Raw genomic sequence first — 17,457 nt, 5'->3', positions numbered from 1 at the left:
TGCTTGTTCCTCGTTTCAGGCCGGGACCGTTTCGCGCAGCAGCTTCTCGGCCATGCGTTCGGCCGTGCGCAGCGCGGCGCTGGTCATGATGTCCAGGTTGCCGGCATACGCGGGCAGGTAGTGCGCTGCGCCTTCGACCTCCAGGAACACCGAGGTCTTCAGGCCGCTCATGCGCGCGCCGACGCCGGGGATGTTGATCGGGCGGTCGGCCTCGATGCGGTCGAACTGCACCTGCTGCTTCAGCCGGTAGCCCGGCACGTACTGCTGCACCGCGGCGGCCATGCGTTGCACTGACTCGGCAATCGCGTCTTCGTCGGCGAAGTCGCTCAACGTGTACACCGTGTCGCGCATGATCAGCGGCGGCTCGGCCGGGTTCAGCACGATGATCGCCTTGCCCTTGGCCGCGCCGCCCACCACCTCGATCGCTTTCGACGTGGTCTCGGTGAACTCGTCGATGTTGGCTCGCGTGCCGGGGCCGGCGCTCTTGCTCGAGATGCTGGCCACGATCTCGCCGTAGTGCACCTTCGCGACGCGGCTCACCGCCGCGACCATCGGGATCGTCGCTTGCCCGCCGCAGGTGACCATGTTGACGTTCAGCGCATCCAGGTGCGCATCGCCGTTGACGACCGGGATGATGTACGGTCCGATGGCCGCGGGCGTCAGGTCGATCATGCGGATGCCCGGCTTCAGGCTGCGCAGAAAGGCGTCGTTCTTCACATGCGCGCCGGCACTGGTGGCGTCGAACACGATGTCGATGTCGTCGAAGACCGGCAGCCGAGTCAGGCCCTCGACGCCTTCGTGGGTGATCGCCACGCCCATGCGGGCCGCACGAGCGAGGCCATCGGAGGCCGGGTCGATGCCGACCATCGCGCCCATCTCGACGTGCCTGCCTTGGCGCAGGATCTTGATCATCAGGTCGGTGCCGATGTTGCCGCTGCCGACGATGGCGGTCTTGAGTTTGCGAGTCATGGTGTGCTCCTCAATCCACCGACGCGCCGCTGGCCTTGACCAGCGGGCCCCATCGGCCGATCTCGTCCTTCATGAAGACGCCGAACTGCTGTGGCGTCGACGGAATGGTCTGCAGGCCCTGGTCGGCGAACCGCTTGACCACGTCGGGGCTCTTCAGTGCCTTGACGAGCGCCTGGTTCAGCCTGGCGATCACCGGCTCGGGCGTGCCGGCCTTGACGACTGCGCCGAACCACACGCTGGCGTCGACGCCCGGGGTGCCCAGCTCGGCAAGGGTGCGCACCTCCGGCAGCTGCGCAGCGCGGCGCGCTGCGGCCAGCCCAAGGGGCTTGAGCTTGCCGCCGGCGATCAGCGGCGAGGTGGTGATGACGGGGTCGAACATGAAGTCGACCTGCGCGCTCATCACGTCCTGCAGCGCAGGGGCCGAACCCTTGTAGGCGACGTGGCTGAACTGGCCGCCTGTCTTGGCGTGGAACAGTTCGCCGAGCAGGTGGCCGATGGACCCGATGCCTTGCGACGCGAACGTCAGGCCGCCCGGCTTGTTCCTGGCTTGCTGCACCAGGTCCTGCACCGAATTCGCCAGGCTGTTCTTCGGCACCACCAGCACCAGCGGGGACGAGATCAGCGTGGTGACGGGTGCGAAGTCCTTCACCGGATCGTAGGAGAACTTGCGGAACAGGCCGGGGTTGATGGCGAACATTTCGGTCGCGGCGATGAACAGCGTGTGGCCGTCGGCGTCGGCCTGCTTCACCTGCGCGGCGGCGATCTGGCCGCCGGCGCCGGGCTTGTTGTCGATGACGACGGTCTTGCCCAGGTCGTCCTGCAACTTCTGGCCGAGCACGCGGGCGATCTGGTCGGTCACGCCGCCGGGAGGGAACGGAACGACGATGGTGATGGTCTTCGATGGAAAGGTCTGGGCGGACGCAGGCGCGGCGAAGGCGAGGGCAAGCGATGCGGCGAGGGCGCCGAGCAGTTGTCGACGGGTGGTCATGGGCTGGCTTTCTTGAATCAAGGATTGAGAGGGACTGCGTTGGGCGTCACGCCGGCGAGAAGCGGGCGCGCACGGTGCCGACACCGCCGATGCGCGCCTCGAAGCAGTCGCCGGGGTTCACCGGCACCATGGGCCCCAGCGCGCCGGTGAGCACCAGGTCGCCGGCGCGCAAGGGCTGGCCGAGAGAGGCCATCTTGCGAGCCAGCCAGACGGCGGCGTTGAGCGGGTGGCCGAGACAAGCGGCGCCATTGCCGGTCGACACCTGCTGCCCTTCGCGCTCCATCACCATCTCGGCGAGCTTGAGGTCCAGGCCATTCAGCCGCGTCGGCACGGCGCCCAGCACCACGAGGCCACTCGATGCGTTGTCGGCCACGGTGTCGACGAGGCGGATGTTCCAGTCGGCGATGCGGCTGCCGACGATTTCGATGGCGGGCAGCACGTAGGCGGTGGCGTTGATCACGTCGACGAGCGTGGCGTCGGTTCGGTCGAGGTCGCGCTCGAGCACGAGCGCGACTTCGGCCTCGACCTTGGGCTGCAGCGTGCGCAACAACGGCACGTCCTCGTCGTCGCCGTAGACCATGTCGGCGAACAGCGTGCCGAAGTCGGGCTGATCCACGCCGAGCTGTTTCTGCACAGCCAGCGACGTGAGGCCGATCTTGCGACCGATGACGCGGCGCCCTTGCGCCTGCCAGAACGCGACGTTGGCTTGCTGCACGGCATAGGCGGTTTCGCCATCGGCGGGCATCTCGTCGCGCAGCGGCGCGATGGGTTCGCGCTGCGCTTCGGCGCGGCGCAGCCGCTCGGCCCAGGCATTGATCTGTTCGGTGGTCATGTCAGGCCCCTCGGCCGATGGGTACATCGGCCGATCCCCCGGGGGGATGCGGGCCGGCTTGGGAGCGGCCCGGCGCTCGGCCCGCAAAAGGAGGTGGGAACAGGCTGGCTCATGGTTCGTGGTGTCCTATCGAAAAGGGCGCCGCGGCGGCGTGCATGAACATCAGGCCGTAGCCTGCGATCAGCTCGGGAATCGCGCGGTAGTAGTGCAGCGGGCAGGGAAGTGCCGCGTGTGCGGGCAGTGCGGCGCGAGCAATCAGCCACGACTTCGACTCGTGCGCCGAGAGCCCGGCGTCTTGCTCGATGCTGTCTTCGCTGATGCCGGTGAGCGCATGGAGCTCGCCGCTGGCGAGGGCGTCCATCCAGCGCCGGTCCCACTCGGGGTTGAGCGGCTTCATGGATGTATTGCCGGCAGCCAAGGCCATGCCGGCGGCCTTGACGCGCTGCATCTTCGCCTCGCGCTCGGCAGCGCTCGACTCGCGTTTGGCGGTGATTCGCTCGCGCACCGCGGCGTCGGGGTGGTCGAGCGTGGGCACAGGCGGTTCGTGCGACAGGCCGCCAGAACCGAGCAAGAGGGTGCGCTTCGGGCAGCCGTCGAGAAAGCGCCCGATCGCCTCGCCGAGGTGGCGGCAGCGGCGCAGGCGCGGGATGCCCGGTTGCGCGACTGCATTGACGAAGATCGGCACGACGGGCGGTGTGGCCAAGCCACCCCACAGCAGCTGAAGCGACTGCGCAAAGCCGTGGTCGACCTGCATGCGGCGCGAGACCGCGATGTCGAAGTCGGCGTCCATGAGGTGAGTCGCCAATGCCAGCGCCGCCTCGCCCTCGACGTTCAGCGCGCCGGCGGGCGTCAGGTAGTCGCCTACCGACGTCGCCTGGGTGCCGATGCAGAACGGCGGCATCAGCTCGTTGAAGAACCCGTTGTAGTGATCGGGTGCGATCAGCACGACGAGCTCGGGGTCGAAGGCGAGCACCTGCGAGCGGGCTGCGGCGATGGCCGACTGCAGCTCGTCGTTCACCGCCGGTGCGATCGGGTTGAGCCCCAGCAGCGGCGAGTGCGACATGCCGAGAAAGGCGCGCGCGGCTGTCATGCGGCCACCTTCAGCGTGACGGTTGCTGTCGTTGCGACATGCACAGGTTCCGCCTGCTGCACCGGCGCTTCCAGGGACATGCGCCGCGCCAGCGTGCGCAGTGTGTCGCTCAGCTCCCAAGGCTTGCACACCGCGGCAACGATGCGGTCCGGACGCAGGATCACGACGCCGCCCGGCGCTTCATCGAACCAGCGCTTGAACGCGCCGTCGACATCGGCCAACACCACGCCGCCGCTCGGCGGATCGCGATCGAGCGCCTGGCAGTCGGGGCGAACGACGACCGGCAAGGCATCGAGCTGCTCGACGATGCGGCGCGCGTCCGCGTCGATCCAGGCGTCGGCACGCGCACTCCAGCTCAGCAGCCCGAAGCGAAGGCCGATCACGTCGTCCAGCCGATGCGGCTTGCCGCTTGCATCGGCCACCCGCGGCTGCATGAAGACCTTGCCGACGAGTCCCTTCGCGTCCGCCTTGCCGCGGTGAACGACGGCGCCTTCGCTGAAGAACGGCATCGGCTTGAAGCGCATCTCCGCGATGTACTGCCGCAGGCTCGGCAGCTTCGACAACCACGGCCCGACGACGTTGCGCAACGCGCGCAGCAGCGGGCTGCTCGGCACGAAGATCTTGCCCACCAGCACCGACAGGTCGATCATCGCGCCGGCATGGGCATGGCGCTCCTGGGTGTAGGTGTCGAGCAGCGCGTCGCCGGCGTGGCCTTTGATGACGAGCGCCAGTTTCCACGCCAGGTTGGTCGCGTCACGGATGCCGGTGTTGAACCCCTGGCCCTGCCACACCGGCATCAGGTGCGCGGCGTCACCGGCGAGCAGCGCACGGCCCATGCGGAAGGTCGGCGCGATGCGCGCGTGGTGCATGTAGACGCGGCGCCGGATCACGTTCGGCTTGACCTCGGGCGGCAGCACGCGTGCGAGCAGCTTGTGCACGTTGGCGTCGCTTTCGAACGCCGCTTCGTCGGCTCCTTCGGGCACCATGAATTCATAACGCAGCACGCCGTGCGGCAGCGCCAGCACCACATGCGGAAACTCGTCGTCGAGCACGAAGTGGACGTTCGGCGTGCCGATCGGTTCATCGGCGATGTCGATGACCAGCCACTTGGTCGACTCGCTCTTGCCGTCGAACGACAGGCCGCTGGCGATGCGCACCGGGCTGCGCCCGCCGTCGCAGCCGACGAGATAACGTGAAGTCACGGTCTGAACCGCTCCCGCCGGTTCTCCTGTCGCATCGACGGGTTGCACCTGCACCTCTACACCGGCGTCGACCTCGGTGAAGCCGGCGACGCTGCGCTGCAACTGCAGGCTGACGTGCGAAAAGCGCTCGAGGCCAATCGCCAACTCGCGGTCGACCAGCGGCTGGATGAAGCCGCTGCGGCGCGGCCAGCCGAACGGCTGTGCTGTTGGCGCGATGGCCGCCAGCACGCGCCCACGTCTGTCGACGAATCGCATGATCTGATTCGGCACCGTGTGACGCCGTACTGCGTCGACCAGGCCGACGGCCTGGAAGCTGCGCAGCGCCTCGTCGTCGATGCCGACGCCGCGCGGGTAGTCGATCAGTGCCGGCAGCTTCTCGATCACCAGCGTGCGAACGCCGAGCGTGCCCAGGTGGTTGGCCAGCGTCAGGCCCGTCGGGCCGGCACCGGCGATCACCACGTCGTAGTCGATTGCTTTGTTTGTCGTCGCCATGAATGTCTCCTGGTGGCGAGGCGCCTCACGCCACCGGCGTCGACGCGTCGCGGCCGAGCAGGAAGTTGATGTGAAGGCGGTTGAAGGTGGCCACGTCTTCCCATTGCGGCCAATGGCCGCAGTCGTCCATCACGACGAACTGGGCGCCGGGGATCATCTCGGCAATGCGCTTGCCTTCGCCCACGTCGGCGGTCGGGTCGTCGGACGTCCACAGCACCAGCGTCGGCGCCTGGATGCGGGCGTAGTCCTCGGGGCGCATCAGGTTGCGGGTGCGGATGTCCATGTCCTGCAGCACGATTGCGTTGGCCATCGCCTGCTTGAATCCGGGCTGCGAATAGATGGCCTGGCGGCAGGCGATCAGGTCGGCCGTCGCGTCCTTCTTGTCCTTCATCAACCATTCGACACGGGCCTTGATGAAGTCCCAGCTCGGGTCTTCGGCGGCTTGCGTGGAAATGCTCTTCAGGCGTGCCATCACGGTGGGTTCGGCGCGCGAGCCACCGGCGGTGTTGAGCACGACGCGGTTCACGCGGTCGGGGTGCCGCGAGGCCAGCCACGACGCCACCCAGCCGCCCAGCGATTCGCCGCTGATGTGCGCCCTGTCCCAGCCTTGTGCGTCCATGAAGCGCAGGATGTGGTCGACGTAGTGCGGCAGCTCGTACGGGTGGTTCGGCTTGTCGGTCCAGCCGTGGCCGAGCATGTCGATCGACCACGTGTCGAAGTGGCGGCCGTGTGCGTCGAGGTTGCGCGCATAGGCTTCGGCATGACCGCCGACGCCGTGCAGCAGGATCAACGGCGGCAACGACTTGTCGCCGGCGTGCAGGTAGCGGGTACGGGTGCCCTTGGCGTCGAACCAGCCCTGCGCGAATGAGGTGCTGCGGAGGTCTTGCCAGAGGCTGGTGTGGTTGCTTGCGGTCATGAGGGTGTGTCCTTGAGGGAAGGGGTCGGCGCGGCGTGAACGGACTGTCGTCGACCTGGGACCATGCGTAAACTGCGTGCACCTGGTGCACGTTGGGCGCTGGGTTAACCCGGCTCAGGAGGCTTGATGCGCAGCGGCCCGAAGGCGACGACGCGGCAGTACAAGGAGGTGCGAGGCCTGACCCGCGGCCTCGAGGTGCTAAAGGCACTGAACCGCTTGCCGGGGGCCATCGGGTCCACCACCGAGCTCGCCCGCGCCTGTTCGATCGACCGCACCACGACCAAGCGGCTGCTCGAAACGCTGCGCCTGCAAGGATTGGTGCGGCAAGGCGAGCGCGACGGCCAGTACTACCTGACCTTCGAGGTGCGCCGCCTGAGCGAAGGCTTCGAGGACGAAACCTGGGTCGCCCAGGTGGCCACGCCGATGATGCATGCATCGGTGCGCGAACTCGTCTGGCCGTGCGACCTTGCGACTGCCGAGGCGGGCTTCATGGTCGTCCGCGAATCGACCCATCGCTGGAGCGCGCTGTCGCAGCACCGCGCGATGATCGGAGAGAAGATGCCGATGTTGGTGACGGCGGTGGGGCGTGCGTACCTGACGGCCTGCGACGACGCCGAGCGAGAAGCCGTGTTGGAGCTGCTAGGCGGACGCGGCGATCAGTGGGGAGAACTGGCGCGCGACAAGCGCGCCGTGCGTCGGATCATGACCGACACGCTCAAGCGCGGGTATGCCTACAACGACGGCGAGTGGGCGCGCGAGGCAGACTTCGCGGCGATCGCCGTCCCGGTCTTGAGCGGCGGACGGCTGCTCGCGGCGCTGAACATGGTGTTTCCAAAGGCCGCGGTGTCGATGAAGGACCTCGATGCCAGGTTCGTACCGGCGCTGACGCGGTTGGCGGACTCGATCGGCAAGGCGAGCGACGCGTGGGTGAACGAGTGATCTCTTGCAACTCGAGTTCGGCCGCGCTAGGCGAACAACTAGAGCAATCGGCACCACCGAGTGCTTCGGGGCGGTCCAATTGGCTTGCCGAAGGACAGTAATGGATACCGAACCGCCGGGCATCCCTTTCGGATGTCTCAGCCCTCGAGACGCCATCCCGGGAACCTTGAAGGCAAGGAGCCGGGCAAAGCGTCAGGCTTTTACGGCGTAGCTTCTGGCGTAGGTTTTCTGGGAACGCGTTTGCTTTTCAGAGGTGCAGGTACTGCTGCATCATGGGCGTATGGGCAGGAGCACCTGCGCCGCTCGGTGTCTGGTGCACCTCGGGATTCATCGGTCGGCTCCGGTCGCGCGCCGGAGCGGGTCGAACTGGCTTGGGTCCATCGTGTCGTGTTGCACTCTTCGACGCCCGGTGGAGGAGGGCGCTGCGGCAGTGGATGATCGCATGCTCCAAACGCGGGCCGGCCTGGCGGCCACTGGAGACGCGTGTTCGCCGCAGACGTGGCCACCGTGCCGTTCAAGCAGATCGTCTCGCCGCCGGCGACGGCGCCGAGGCTGCCCTCGGCGCCTTCGACCATCTCATCGAGCGGCCTGAGCGTGTCGCCGCGCTTCAGCCCGTCATCGGGACGTCGCAAAGGCGCGCCTGCCGCGCTGGCGTGCAGGAGTGCACGCCGGCCGCCGATTGGGACCTACGCTCAGGCCGCAACGCGTCGATAGAGCGCACAGGGTTGCTGCCCGGCGTTCGCAATGAGTCTGTCTTCCTGCTTGTTCCGCGGGGCGGCGCTGCCGCTGGCGCTAGCCTTGGTTCTTCCGGCGGCGCTGGCAGCCGAAACCTTCGCTCAGCGGCTGGAGCTGGTTCGCACGCTGGCTGGCGCCGACCCTCATGGCGCACGCTTGGCCTTGGAGTCGTTGCGCGACGAAGCCATGCACTCAGGGCAGCCCGATCTGCGCCTTGGCGTGGACGAGGTCGATTGCCGAATTCTGACGGACATCGATGAGAAGCAGGCATCGAATGTCGCCCACGCAGGCATCCGCAGCGCTGGCACTCCCACGACGGAACCGGTCCTCCTGGCCTGGCTGAAGCTGCGCGCCTGCCACGCGGGCGCGCAGATCGGCATCGGGAATACGGCTGCCGGTGAACGCGAGCTCGCAGAAGTGCTCGCCCAGTCAAGCGCTGACTCGCTGGTCCACGCCCGTGCATTGGCCCTCCTTGAAGGCGGTGTTCACCATTCCCGCAGCGGCGCCTTCTTGCGGGGACAGGACGAGCTGCTCCAAGCCTGCGAGTTGCTGAAATCGCGCGGATTCGGCCACGACCTCGAACGCTGCCGCAGCCACCTTGCCAACCACTACAAGCGCGTCGGCGACTTCGACGAGGCATTGCGTCTGCTGCAGGACCTGCGCACGAATGCGCGCGCCAGAGGGGCCGTGTGGGACGATGCCGTCTACGCGCTTGGAGTCGGGCAAATTCATCACAGCCGCGCCAGTTGGCCCGAGGCCCTCGTGGCGTTTCGAGAGGCGGCGTCCATGTGCAGGCGCACCAACGACAAGGCAGGCGAGGCCTATGCAGAGCACGGGCTGGCCGCCACGCTCCTGAGCCTGGACCGTCCCGGGGAGGGCCTCGGGCACATCGAGCGAACCCTCGAGATACTCGCCGGCCAGGACGACCCCATGCAGGTGGTCCGAAGCACGCTGCTGCGCGCCCGATTGCTGGCGGCGGTCGGCCGGGCGGCGGAAGCGGCGGCGGCTCTGCAAGGCACCGAAGCCAAGGTGTTCTCGCTGAATGAAGACGTGCTGAGCAGTGACTGGTGGCAGGCCAATGCCCTTGCACAGCGCGGGCTTGGCCGCTGGCGCGAAGCGTACGAATCGCTCGCGAAATGGAAGGAGATTGATGCCCGCCTGCAGGAGCAGCGCAAGTCCGAGCAGGCCGCACGCCTGCGCGCGCAATTCAATCGCGCACAGGACATCGAGGCCCTGGAAGCGCTGAAGAGGCTCAACGAGCGGGACCGTCGCCTGCGCCGCACTCAGGCCGCGGCGATCGCGCTCTTCGTGCTGCTCCTTCTCGTCGCCGTGGCGTATGCGGTGAAGAAGGTTCGAGAGGCCAGGTTGCTGGGCGCACTGGCCTCCACCGACGAGCTGACAGGGCTTCCCAATCGCCGCGCGGTCTTCGCATATGCGGAAAGCCTGATGCACCTCGTCCGCGCGCGCGGTGGACGGCTGAGCGTCCTGATGATCGACGTGGACCACTTCAAGCAGGTCAACGATGCGCACGGGCACTCGGTGGGCGACGAAGTGCTTCGGCACATTGCGCGCACGCTCCCGGCGGGTCTTCGCAGCCGCGACCGGCTTGGACGCCTGGGCGGAGAGGAGTTCGTCGTCTTCCTGCCTGATGCTTCCGTGGATCAGGCAGAGCACATCGCCGAGCGAATGCGCGATGGCATCGAATGCACGCCTGTCGCGACTTCGGCGGGTCCGTTGCGGTTGACGATCAGTATTGGTGTCTCGGAGGTGATCGACTCGTCGGATTCCGTCTCTCTGATGCTGGCACGCGCAGACGCGGCGCTCTACAAGGCGAAGGCCGGCGGGCGCAACGCGGTCGTGTTGTGCGAGTCGCTGCGAGATCATTGCGGAGCACCGTGCGGGTCTCCTGCCGGTTGAGCACCAGTTCGCCTGTCGCAGCAGGCGGCCGATATCGGCGCTCGCATCGTGCCCGGACATCGAGTGCTCGGCGTGGCCGAGCAACGCGCAGCGATCCTCCTCCGACACGCCGGCCGCCCGCAGCCGGCAGGCAAACGTGTGGCGCAGGTCATGCACGCGCAGGCGTCGCAGCCCGACCTCGCGGCGCACCTTCTGCCAGCCGTTGTTGTTCATCGTCCCGATACGGTGCCCCCGGTAGGGAAACACCTCGACCGGGCGCAGGTGGTGCTGGAGTCGCCGGTGCAGCTGTGAAGGAGATCGGCGCTGAGCGAGTCGGCATCCGCCTGTCGCCTCACGGCGTGCTCAATGGCACCGGTGCATACGAAGGCGTAGACGAGCAATACCTGACGCTGATCAAGCAACTCTCTGCGGTCGGCCTCATGTACGTTCACGTGCTGGACCATTCGGCCATGGGCACTCCGCCCGTCCCGGCGAAGCTGAAGACCGACCCGAGGGCTGCATTCGACGGCCCCTTCATCCTCGCCGGCGGGCTCAAAAGGCCAGCGCAGAACAGGCGCTGAGAGAAGGTCGCGCAGACCAGACCGCCATGGGCAGGCCTTTCATCGCCAACCCTGACCTGGTCGAGCGCCTGCGCCAGGACGCGCCCTTGAACGCGCCTACACCGGACAAGGTCTACACGCCGGGTGCAAAGGGCTACACGGACTATCCGACGCTTGTAGGTTAAGCGCGGCGACTTGAAAAAAGCGGGGGCAGCTGTCGCAGCGAACTGATGCCCGCATCCGTTCGAGGGCAGCTCAGGGCCGCTCTCAGCGGACCTTCACCACGACCTTGCCTTTGGCACGCCCCTGCTCGACATAGGCCAGAGCCTCTGCGGTCTGGTCCAGCGTGAACGATCGGTCGACGACGGGACGGATCGCACCCTTCTCCACCAGCGCCGTGATCTGGCTCAGCTGCTTGCCTTCTGCGCGCATGAAGACGAACGCATAGTTGACGCCGCGCGCCTTGGCCTTCCTTCGAATGCCGAAGCTCAGCAGGCGCAGCACCTGCTTCACCGGCCAGGCGAATCCCCGCTCGGCAGCGAAGGCGGGCGTGGGCGGCCCGGAGATCGAGATGAGGTGCCCGCCGGGCTTGAGCACCTGCAGCGACTTGTGCAGTTCATCGCTGCCGAGGCTGTTCAGCACCACGTCGTAGTCACGCAGTTCGGTGGCGAAGTCCTGCTTCTTGTAGTCGATGACCACATCGGCGCCCAAGGCCTTGACCCAATCGACGTTTGCCGTGCTCGTGTTCGTGGCGACCCAGGCCCCAAGGTGCTTGGCCAACTGGATCGCGATGCTGCCAACCCCACCTGAGCCCGCCTGAATGAACACCTTCTGCCCCTTCTTCAGCTTGGCCGTCTCGACCAAGACCTGCCAGGCCGTCAGCGCCACGAGCGGCAGCGAAGCCGCTTCGCCCATGCCGATGTTGGCCGGCTTGCGAGCCACCGACGTGGCCTTGACCGCGATCAGCTCTGCGAACGTGCCAATCCGGTCGTCGTCGGGACGGGCATAGACCTCGTCACCCACCTTGAAGTCTCGAACGAGACGGCCGACCCGCACGACGGTGCCGGCCACGTCGTTGCCGAGGATCAGCGGCATGCGGTAGGGAAGGACGCTCTTGAACTCGCCGGTCCTGGTCTTGGTGTCCAGCGCGTTCACGCTGGCGGCGTGAATCTGGATCAGCACGTCGTCGTCATGCATGCCCGGTTCAGGCATGTCGGCGAGGCGACCGACTTCCTTCTTGCCGTAGCGGTCGATGATGAAGGCTTTCATGGGGATCTCTTTCTTTTGAAGTGGAAGGTCAGGGGCAGCCGCGCGACCCAGGATTCGAAATCATCGATGTCTTGCCGCAGCTCAGGCGCTCACGTCCACAACCGTGCGCCCACGCACCTGCCCTCGCAGCACGGGCTCCGCGAGGCCGGGCACTTCCGTGAGACCGACCACCTGGGTGGCACGCGCAAGCTTGCCAAGATCGAGGTCCGTCGCCAGGCGGGACCACGCTGCCAGGCGCACGTCCTGCGGTGCGTTGACCGAATCGATGCCGGCCAGCGTGACATTGCGCAAGATGAAGGGAAGGACCGAGCCGGGAAGGTCCATACCCTGTGCCAGGCCAAACGCGGCCACGGCGCCGCGGTAGCGGGTCTGGGCCAGCACATTGGCCAGCGTGTGGCTACCCACCGAGTCGATGGCTCCAGCCCAGCGCTCGTTGCCGATCGGCGCGCCCGGTTCGGACAGCGTGCGGCGATCAATCACCTCCACGGCGCCCAGGTCACGCAGATAGGCCGTCTCCTCGGCGCGTCCGGTCGAGGCGACGACGCGGTAGCCGAGCTTGGACAGCAGCGCGATGGCGACGGACCCAGACCCGCCGCCAGCGCCGGTGACCAGCACCTCACCCTTGTCCGGTGTCAGGCCAGCGTGCTCCAGCGCCAGCACGGCGAGCATCGCCGTGTAGCCTGCCGTGCCGATCGCCATGGCATCCCGTGTCGAGAACACGCCGGGCAGCTTGATCAACCAATCGCCGCTGACGCGGGCCTTCTGCGCGAAGCCGCCGTGATGCGTCTGGCTCAAGCCCCAGCCGTTGGCAACCACGCGGTCCCCCGGCGCGAACGCGGGGTGTGAGGACGTTTCCACCACGCCGGCGAAATCGATGCCTGGAATCAGTGGGAACTGGCGGATGACAGGCGCGCGGCCGCTGATCGCCGCCGCGTCCTTGTAGTTCACCGTCGAGTAGTCGATCGCGACGGTGACGTCGCCGGGCATCAGATCAGCCTCGGAGAAATCGACCAGGTCGGTCGAAAGCGCCTCACCAGACTTGGTGCTCAGTAGTGCTTTGAATGTCATTGCATTGATCCTTTGCAATAGCGGTTTGTTCGAGAGTGTTCCACTGCGCGCGCGCAGGCGACGTGTGCGGTAGGTGTCGAACGCGATCACGTGGTGTTTCGCGGCAATGCCGTCCACCACGCGCGGGTCCGTGGCCCCGAGGGGCCATGGATGCATGCTTGCTCGCGCGCTATGCGCCTGCGGGCCAATTCCAGAGCAGGGCGCAGTTCGAATGTGGCACTCAGCGCAAAGGCTGGTAGCGCGATGCCGCTTCGTTGCTCGACAGGTGGGGCGCCATCGCCTTGCGCGCGCCTTCGTAGGCGTCCCAGAGGGCCACGTCGTGCAGCGACGGAAGCGTCACCGACTCGCCGCGCTCGAAGCCCAGCAAGGCGGCATCCACCAGGTCTTCGGCACGCATCACGATCTGCGCCGGCAGGTGCTCCACGGGAAGGCCGCCGCGTGCCCAGAATTCGGTGGCCGTCGCACCCGGCAGCACGGCTTGCACCTGCACGCCCTTGCCGGCCAGTTCGTGCTGCAGCGATTGACTGAAAGCCAACACGAAGGCCTTGCTGCCGCCATACACGCCGTTCAGCGTCTCTGGCGAGACGGCCACGATGGAGGCGATGTTGATCAGCGCACCTCTGCCGCGTGCCACGAAGCCGGGCACCGCGGCGTAGCTCAGCCGGGTGAGCGCCGTCACGTTGAGGTCGATCATGCGCACCATCTGGTCCACGTCGCTCTCCAGCAGCGACGTGTGCGTGCCCATGCCGGCGGTTGTTGACCAGCAGGGTGATGCTCGCACCTGCTTGAGCTTGTTTTCCACGCTGTGCAGCGCCACCGGGTTGTTCAGGTCGGCGGGGAAAGACCTCCACCGCGCGGCCGTGGCGGCTGCTGATGTCCGCGGCCAACGGATTCAAACGCTCGCGGCTGCGGGCGACCAGGATGAGGTCGTAACCGCGCCGCGCCAGGCGGTCGGCGTAGAGAGCCCCGATGCCGGAGGAGGCTCCGGTGATGAGGGCGGTGCCCAGGCTTGTCTGCGTCATGGTGATGCTCCGTCTTGGGGTTTCGATGGTGCGCATGTTGTGCCGTCGGGCGTTTGGCGTAAATGACGCGTATAGTCGTGTTTTATGCCATCGGCTCCCGAGACCGCACATGCACAGAATCAGCTACGTCCTGCCGGCCGGCTTTCAGGTGATGGCGCTGGCCACGCAGGCGGTCTTCGAGTTCGCCAACCTCGTGGCCGGCGAGCCCTTCTACGAGGTGACTTGCCACTCGATGCCCGGCGGCAGCGTGAACGCTTCGCTGGGCACGGCCCTGCAGACGAGGCCCTTCACCGCACGCAGCACGGCCGACACCTGGATGGTGGTGGGCGTGATCGACCCGTTGGCCACCCCCTCACCATCCGAACTGCTGCATGCGCTGCGAAAGTGCAGCGCTTGCGTGTCGGACCGTGGGGCTGTGCACCGGAGCTTCGTACTGGCCGAGGCCGGCTTGCTGGCAGGGCGACGTGCACCACGCATGGGCTTATGCGCACGCACTGCAAACGGCGGCATCCCGATGTCCAGGTCGAGCCGGACCGCATCTTCATCGCCGATGACCCGATCTGGACCTCCGCCGGCATGACGGCGGAACTGGACCTGGCGCTCGCCCTCGTCGGCAAGGACCTCGGCGACGACGTGGCGCGATCGGTGGCGCACCGGCTGGTCATGCATCAGCGCCGTTCGGGCGGCCAGTCGCAGCATTCGGAGATCCTGATCTCGCGCCGCGCTCGGACCGCATCGCGCGGGCGCTGGAGCATGCACGCCGCCACCTGGCGCAGCCGCTGGGCGTGGAAGAACTCGCTGCCGCCGCGAACCTCAGCCCGCGCCAGTTCAGCCGTGTGTTCACCGCCGAGACCGGCCAGTCGCCAGCCAAGGCGGTAGAGCGTTTACGCGTGGAGGCGGCGCGCTTGATGATCGAGCGCAGCCGCCACCCGCTGGAGGTGGTTGCACGCGAAACGGGCTTTCGCGATCGGCGCCATCTTCGCGAGGCGTTCATGCGGGGCTTGGGCAAGCCGCCTCAGTCGCTCAGGCGCGACGCCCGCCTGGGGTCCTGAGGCGTGTCGAGACGACGGTGGCGGTCTTGCCATGCGTCGATCGTCGACATCGGCACACGAGACGGACCACTCGTTCACGAGCGCTGGCGTTGCCATGCGATGTCTGGATTGGAGCTGGACGCAGGGCCCACGCTCATGCCCGAGGCGACTTCGCGCGGCCGACCCGGTGCGGACATCGCGAAGCGTCAACGCATCGCCGAAAAGTCGACGTTCGATGGCATCCGCACCTAGGCGTCTTCGCGGATCCGGACGAGTTGTTCCTGGAGTTCCACCAAGGCGGGCGCAAGCGCGCTTGCGTCCAGCACGCGTCGACTTTATACTGAACTATATGGTTCAGCATTCATCCCGTCTTGACCTCTCCTTCGCCGCGCTGGCCGACGCGACACGGCGCGGCATCATCGAGCAGCTCTGGCGCAAGGACGCCTCGATCACAGAGCTCGCCGAGCGCTTCCAAATGACGCTGACGGGCATGAAGAAGCACGTTGGCGTGCTGGAGCAGGCTGGGCTGGTCATAACCGAGAAGGTAGGGCGCGTGCGCACCTGCCAGCTGGGGCGGGGCGCTCTGGACGAGGAGTGGGCCTGGCTTGAGCGCTACCGCCGCATGTGGACGGCGCGCTTCGATGCGCTGGACAAGGTGGTCGAGGAACTGAAACGCAAGGAGAGAGACGATGGTCGAAGAAAGTGAGCCCGCCGGCGCGAAGCATCCCACCTCGGTGGAGCGCAAGTCCGACCGCGAAGTGGTCGTCAGGCGTATCTTCGACGCGCCCGCGCGGCTGGTGTTCGAGGCTTGGACGCGGCCTGAACTGTTCAGGCAGTGGTGGGTGCCGAAGTCGATCGGCCTGGTGTTGTTGTCCCTGGAACAGGACGTACGCGTGGGCGGCGGCTACCGCCTCGTGTTCGACCTCGGCGACTCGAAGACGATGGCCTTCTTCGGCAAGTACACCGAGGTAACGCCGCCGTCGCGCCTAGCTTGGACGAACGAGGAAAGCGACGACGGCGCCGTGACCACCGTCACGTTTGAGGAGAAGGACGGCCGGACACACCTGACGTTCTCCGAGCTCTACCCGACAAAGGAAGCACTCGACCGCAATATCGGGAGTACGGAGGGGCTGCCCGAGCAGTTCGCGCAGCTGGAGGCGTTGCTCCCGACGCTCGTCTGAGAGGCGCCAGCGCTCTGCGGCCGAACCACCACGTTCATCGGCCGGCGCGCCAACATCTGCTCGGGCCACTGGGGCTTTTGCTTGCCGTTTTTGATGACTGCACGCGCACCGTGGATCACCAGCGTTCGCAGGTACGGGTCACCGCGCTTGGAGATGCGACCCATGCGCGCCTTGCCACCGGTTCCGGCGGCGGCGACAGGGAAGTTTGTCAATGGCGTTGGTTGGCCGACCTGGGGCCGTCCAGTCCCGGTGGGCAACGACTGCTACCTGGCCTACTGCTCACGTTTGGGAAGTCCTGCGTTGCGGTGCCCGGTGCGCCAACTTCGGACCCCCTGAAGGCAGGCGACCGATGATGAGTTCGGCCATCGGCGACGGGGTGCGGCCTCGCAAGGTGACGACTCCCATCTCCGAGAACAGAGCCGGCAAGCCAACCACTGGCAACGCGTGGAATGTTCCCGCAGCCACCTCTTGCTCGACGGCTGCGTGCGGGGCGGCCAGCACCGAGTCACTGGCAAGCGCGACGTCCTTCAATACGCCGACGTCATCACACTCCAACGCCATGGAAAGCTCCGCAGATGGCTCCATGCCGAGCAAGCCCCCCAGAACGGAGCGCACGCCCGCGGGCACCCGCACCGATGCGACACCGTGGTCCCACAGCTGCTGCAGCGTGACGGACTTCTGCCGTGCCAGCGGATGCCCGCTGCGCACATAGAACCCGCCGGGCTCGCGGCGCAATGGACGCACCAGCACTGCAGGCTCGGACGGAAGATCGCGCGTGTCGGCGACGAAGAATTCGATGTCTTCCTCAAGCAGCCGCTTGAGCAGCAACTGCCAGTTGCTGATTTCGACGCGCACGTTGACACCGGGAAACTCGCGACGCACGGCTGCGAGCAGCGTTGACAGGAAGGTTGCGGCAGGGAACGGCCCCACGCCGAACGCCGTGTCGCCCAGGCCCCGGTTGCGGTAGAGGTCGACGTCGCGCCGCAAGCAGTGGCTGTTGAACACGAGCTGGCGGGCTCGCGCGACGACGAATTCGCCGGCTGGAGTGGGTACGACTTCGTGCGTGCCGCGATCGAACAAGCGCATTCCCAGCTCCGCTTCTGCCGCCTGGATGCTGCGCGTCAATGCCGGTTGACTCAGGTGCACTTGCTCGGCGGCACGCGCGAAGCTGCGCCGGTCTGCCACGGCAACGATGTGAGCCCAGCGCCTGAGGTCCATCCGAGCTCCCTGCGAAGCATTGCAGCCAATGCATCAACAGTACAACAAC

At 66.9% G+C, this 17,457-nt stretch carries 14 protein-coding genes and 4 pseudogenes; 7 read left to right on the top strand and 11 right to left on the bottom strand.

Annotation, left to right across the window (positions count from 1 at the left end):
• Positions 1-15: 15 nt before the first annotated feature.
• From P7V53_RS17585 to P7V53_RS17560, 6 genes are all read right to left on the bottom strand, one after another.
• Positions 16-969 (bottom strand): acetaldehyde dehydrogenase (acetylating), encoded by a 954-nt coding sequence (locus tag P7V53_RS17585; protein WP_280150748.1) that lies wholly within the window; start codon positions 967-969, stop codon positions 16-18.
• A 10-nt stretch (positions 970-979) separates the two neighbouring features.
• Positions 980-1,957, bottom strand: coding sequence for a tripartite tricarboxylate transporter substrate binding protein (locus P7V53_RS17580; protein ID WP_280150747.1), 978 nt, complete (start codon positions 1,955-1,957; stop codon positions 980-982).
• A gap of 46 nt (positions 1,958-2,003) precedes the next feature.
• Positions 2,004-2,789: a 2-keto-4-pentenoate hydratase gene (gene mhpD, locus P7V53_RS17575; RefSeq protein ID WP_280150745.1), complete on the bottom strand. Its 786-nt coding sequence runs from the start codon at positions 2,787-2,789 to the stop codon at positions 2,004-2,006.
• 109 nt (positions 2,790-2,898) lie between these two features.
• Positions 2,899-3,879, bottom strand: a complete 981-nt coding sequence (locus P7V53_RS17570) for a 3-carboxyethylcatechol 2,3-dioxygenase (RefSeq protein ID WP_280150743.1) — start codon at positions 3,877-3,879, stop codon at positions 2,899-2,901.
• On the bottom strand, positions 3,876-5,573 hold the full coding sequence (locus P7V53_RS17565) for a bifunctional 3-(3-hydroxy-phenyl)propionate/3-hydroxycinnamic acid hydroxylase (protein WP_280150741.1): 1,698 nt from the start codon (positions 5,571-5,573) through the stop codon (positions 3,876-3,878). Before P7V53_RS17565 ends, P7V53_RS17570 begins: the two co-directional genes overlap by 4 nt.
• Positions 5,574-5,598: 25 nt before the next feature.
• Positions 5,599-6,489 (bottom strand): alpha/beta hydrolase, encoded by an 891-nt coding sequence (locus P7V53_RS17560; protein ID WP_280150740.1) that lies wholly within the window; start codon positions 6,487-6,489, stop codon positions 5,599-5,601.
• 126 nt (positions 6,490-6,615) lie between these two features.
• Here P7V53_RS17560 and P7V53_RS17555 point away from each other — a divergent pair, with 126 nt between their 5' ends.
• From P7V53_RS17555 to P7V53_RS17540, 4 genes and pseudogenes are all read left to right on the top strand, one after another.
• On the top strand, positions 6,616-7,428 hold the full coding sequence (locus P7V53_RS17555) for a DNA-binding transcriptional regulator (RefSeq protein WP_280150739.1): 813 nt from the start codon (positions 6,616-6,618) through the stop codon (positions 7,426-7,428).
• A 744-nt stretch (positions 7,429-8,172) separates the two neighbouring features.
• A complete protein-coding gene (locus tag P7V53_RS17550; RefSeq protein ID WP_280150738.1) occupies positions 8,173-10,080 on the top strand; it encodes a GGDEF domain-containing protein in 1,908 nt (635 codons plus the stop codon).
• Positions 10,081-10,152: 72 nt separating this feature from the next.
• Complete coding sequence (locus P7V53_RS17545) at positions 10,153-10,371, top strand: hypothetical protein (protein ID WP_280156662.1); 219 nt, start codon at positions 10,153-10,155, stop codon at positions 10,369-10,371.
• A pseudogene (locus P7V53_RS17540) lies at positions 10,353-10,804 on the top strand (alkene reductase); the annotation flags it as partial. The gene P7V53_RS17545 and the pseudogene P7V53_RS17540, both read left to right, overlap by 19 nt.
• Before the next feature lie 82 nt (positions 10,805-10,886).
• Here the strand turns inward: P7V53_RS17540 and P7V53_RS17535 are convergent.
• The 3 genes and pseudogenes from P7V53_RS17535 to P7V53_RS17525 form a co-directional block, all read right to left on the bottom strand.
• Entirely contained in the window at positions 10,887-11,888 is a 1,002-nt protein-coding gene (locus tag P7V53_RS17535) for an NADP-dependent oxidoreductase (protein ID WP_280150737.1), read from the bottom strand.
• Positions 11,889-11,969: 81 nt separating this feature from the next.
• Positions 11,970-12,956 (bottom strand): MDR family oxidoreductase, encoded by a 987-nt coding sequence (locus P7V53_RS17530; RefSeq protein ID WP_280156547.1) that lies wholly within the window; start codon positions 12,954-12,956, stop codon positions 11,970-11,972.
• A gap of 220 nt (positions 12,957-13,176) precedes the next feature.
• Positions 13,177-13,978, bottom strand: a pseudogene (locus tag P7V53_RS17525) (SDR family oxidoreductase).
• Between the two features lie 109 nt (positions 13,979-14,087).
• On the opposite strand from P7V53_RS17525, the pseudogene P7V53_RS17520 reads away from it, so the two are divergent.
• The 3 genes and pseudogenes from P7V53_RS17520 to P7V53_RS17510 all read left to right on the top strand — a co-directional run bounded on the left by P7V53_RS17520 (position 14,088) and on the right by P7V53_RS17510 (position 16,190).
• Positions 14,088-15,030, top strand: a pseudogene (locus P7V53_RS17520) (helix-turn-helix domain-containing protein).
• Positions 15,031-15,358: 328 nt separating this feature from the next.
• Positions 15,359-15,715: a metalloregulator ArsR/SmtB family transcription factor gene (locus P7V53_RS17515; RefSeq protein ID WP_280150736.1), complete on the top strand. Its 357-nt coding sequence runs from the start codon at positions 15,359-15,361 to the stop codon at positions 15,713-15,715.
• Entirely contained in the window at positions 15,699-16,190 is a 492-nt protein-coding gene (locus tag P7V53_RS17510; protein ID WP_280150735.1) for an SRPBCC family protein, read from the top strand. Before P7V53_RS17515 ends, P7V53_RS17510 begins: the two co-directional genes overlap by 17 nt.
• Before the next feature lie 23 nt (positions 16,191-16,213).
• On the opposite strand, the pseudogene P7V53_RS17505 reads toward P7V53_RS17510, so the two are convergent.
• Together P7V53_RS17505 and P7V53_RS17500 are read right to left on the bottom strand one after the other, a co-directional pair.
• A pseudogene (locus P7V53_RS17505) lies at positions 16,214-16,375 on the bottom strand (transposase); the annotation flags it as partial.
• Between the two features lie 94 nt (positions 16,376-16,469).
• Entirely contained in the window at positions 16,470-17,408 is a 939-nt protein-coding gene (locus tag P7V53_RS17500; RefSeq protein ID WP_280150734.1) for a LysR family transcriptional regulator, read from the bottom strand.
• Positions 17,409-17,457: the final 49 nt, after the last annotated feature.

This window comes from Piscinibacter sp. XHJ-5 (genome assembly GCF_029855045.1).
In the GTDB taxonomy this organism is placed as follows: domain Bacteria; phylum Pseudomonadota; class Gammaproteobacteria; order Burkholderiales; family Burkholderiaceae_C; genus Albitalea.
This window is presented reverse-complemented; position numbering and strand designations above follow the sequence as displayed.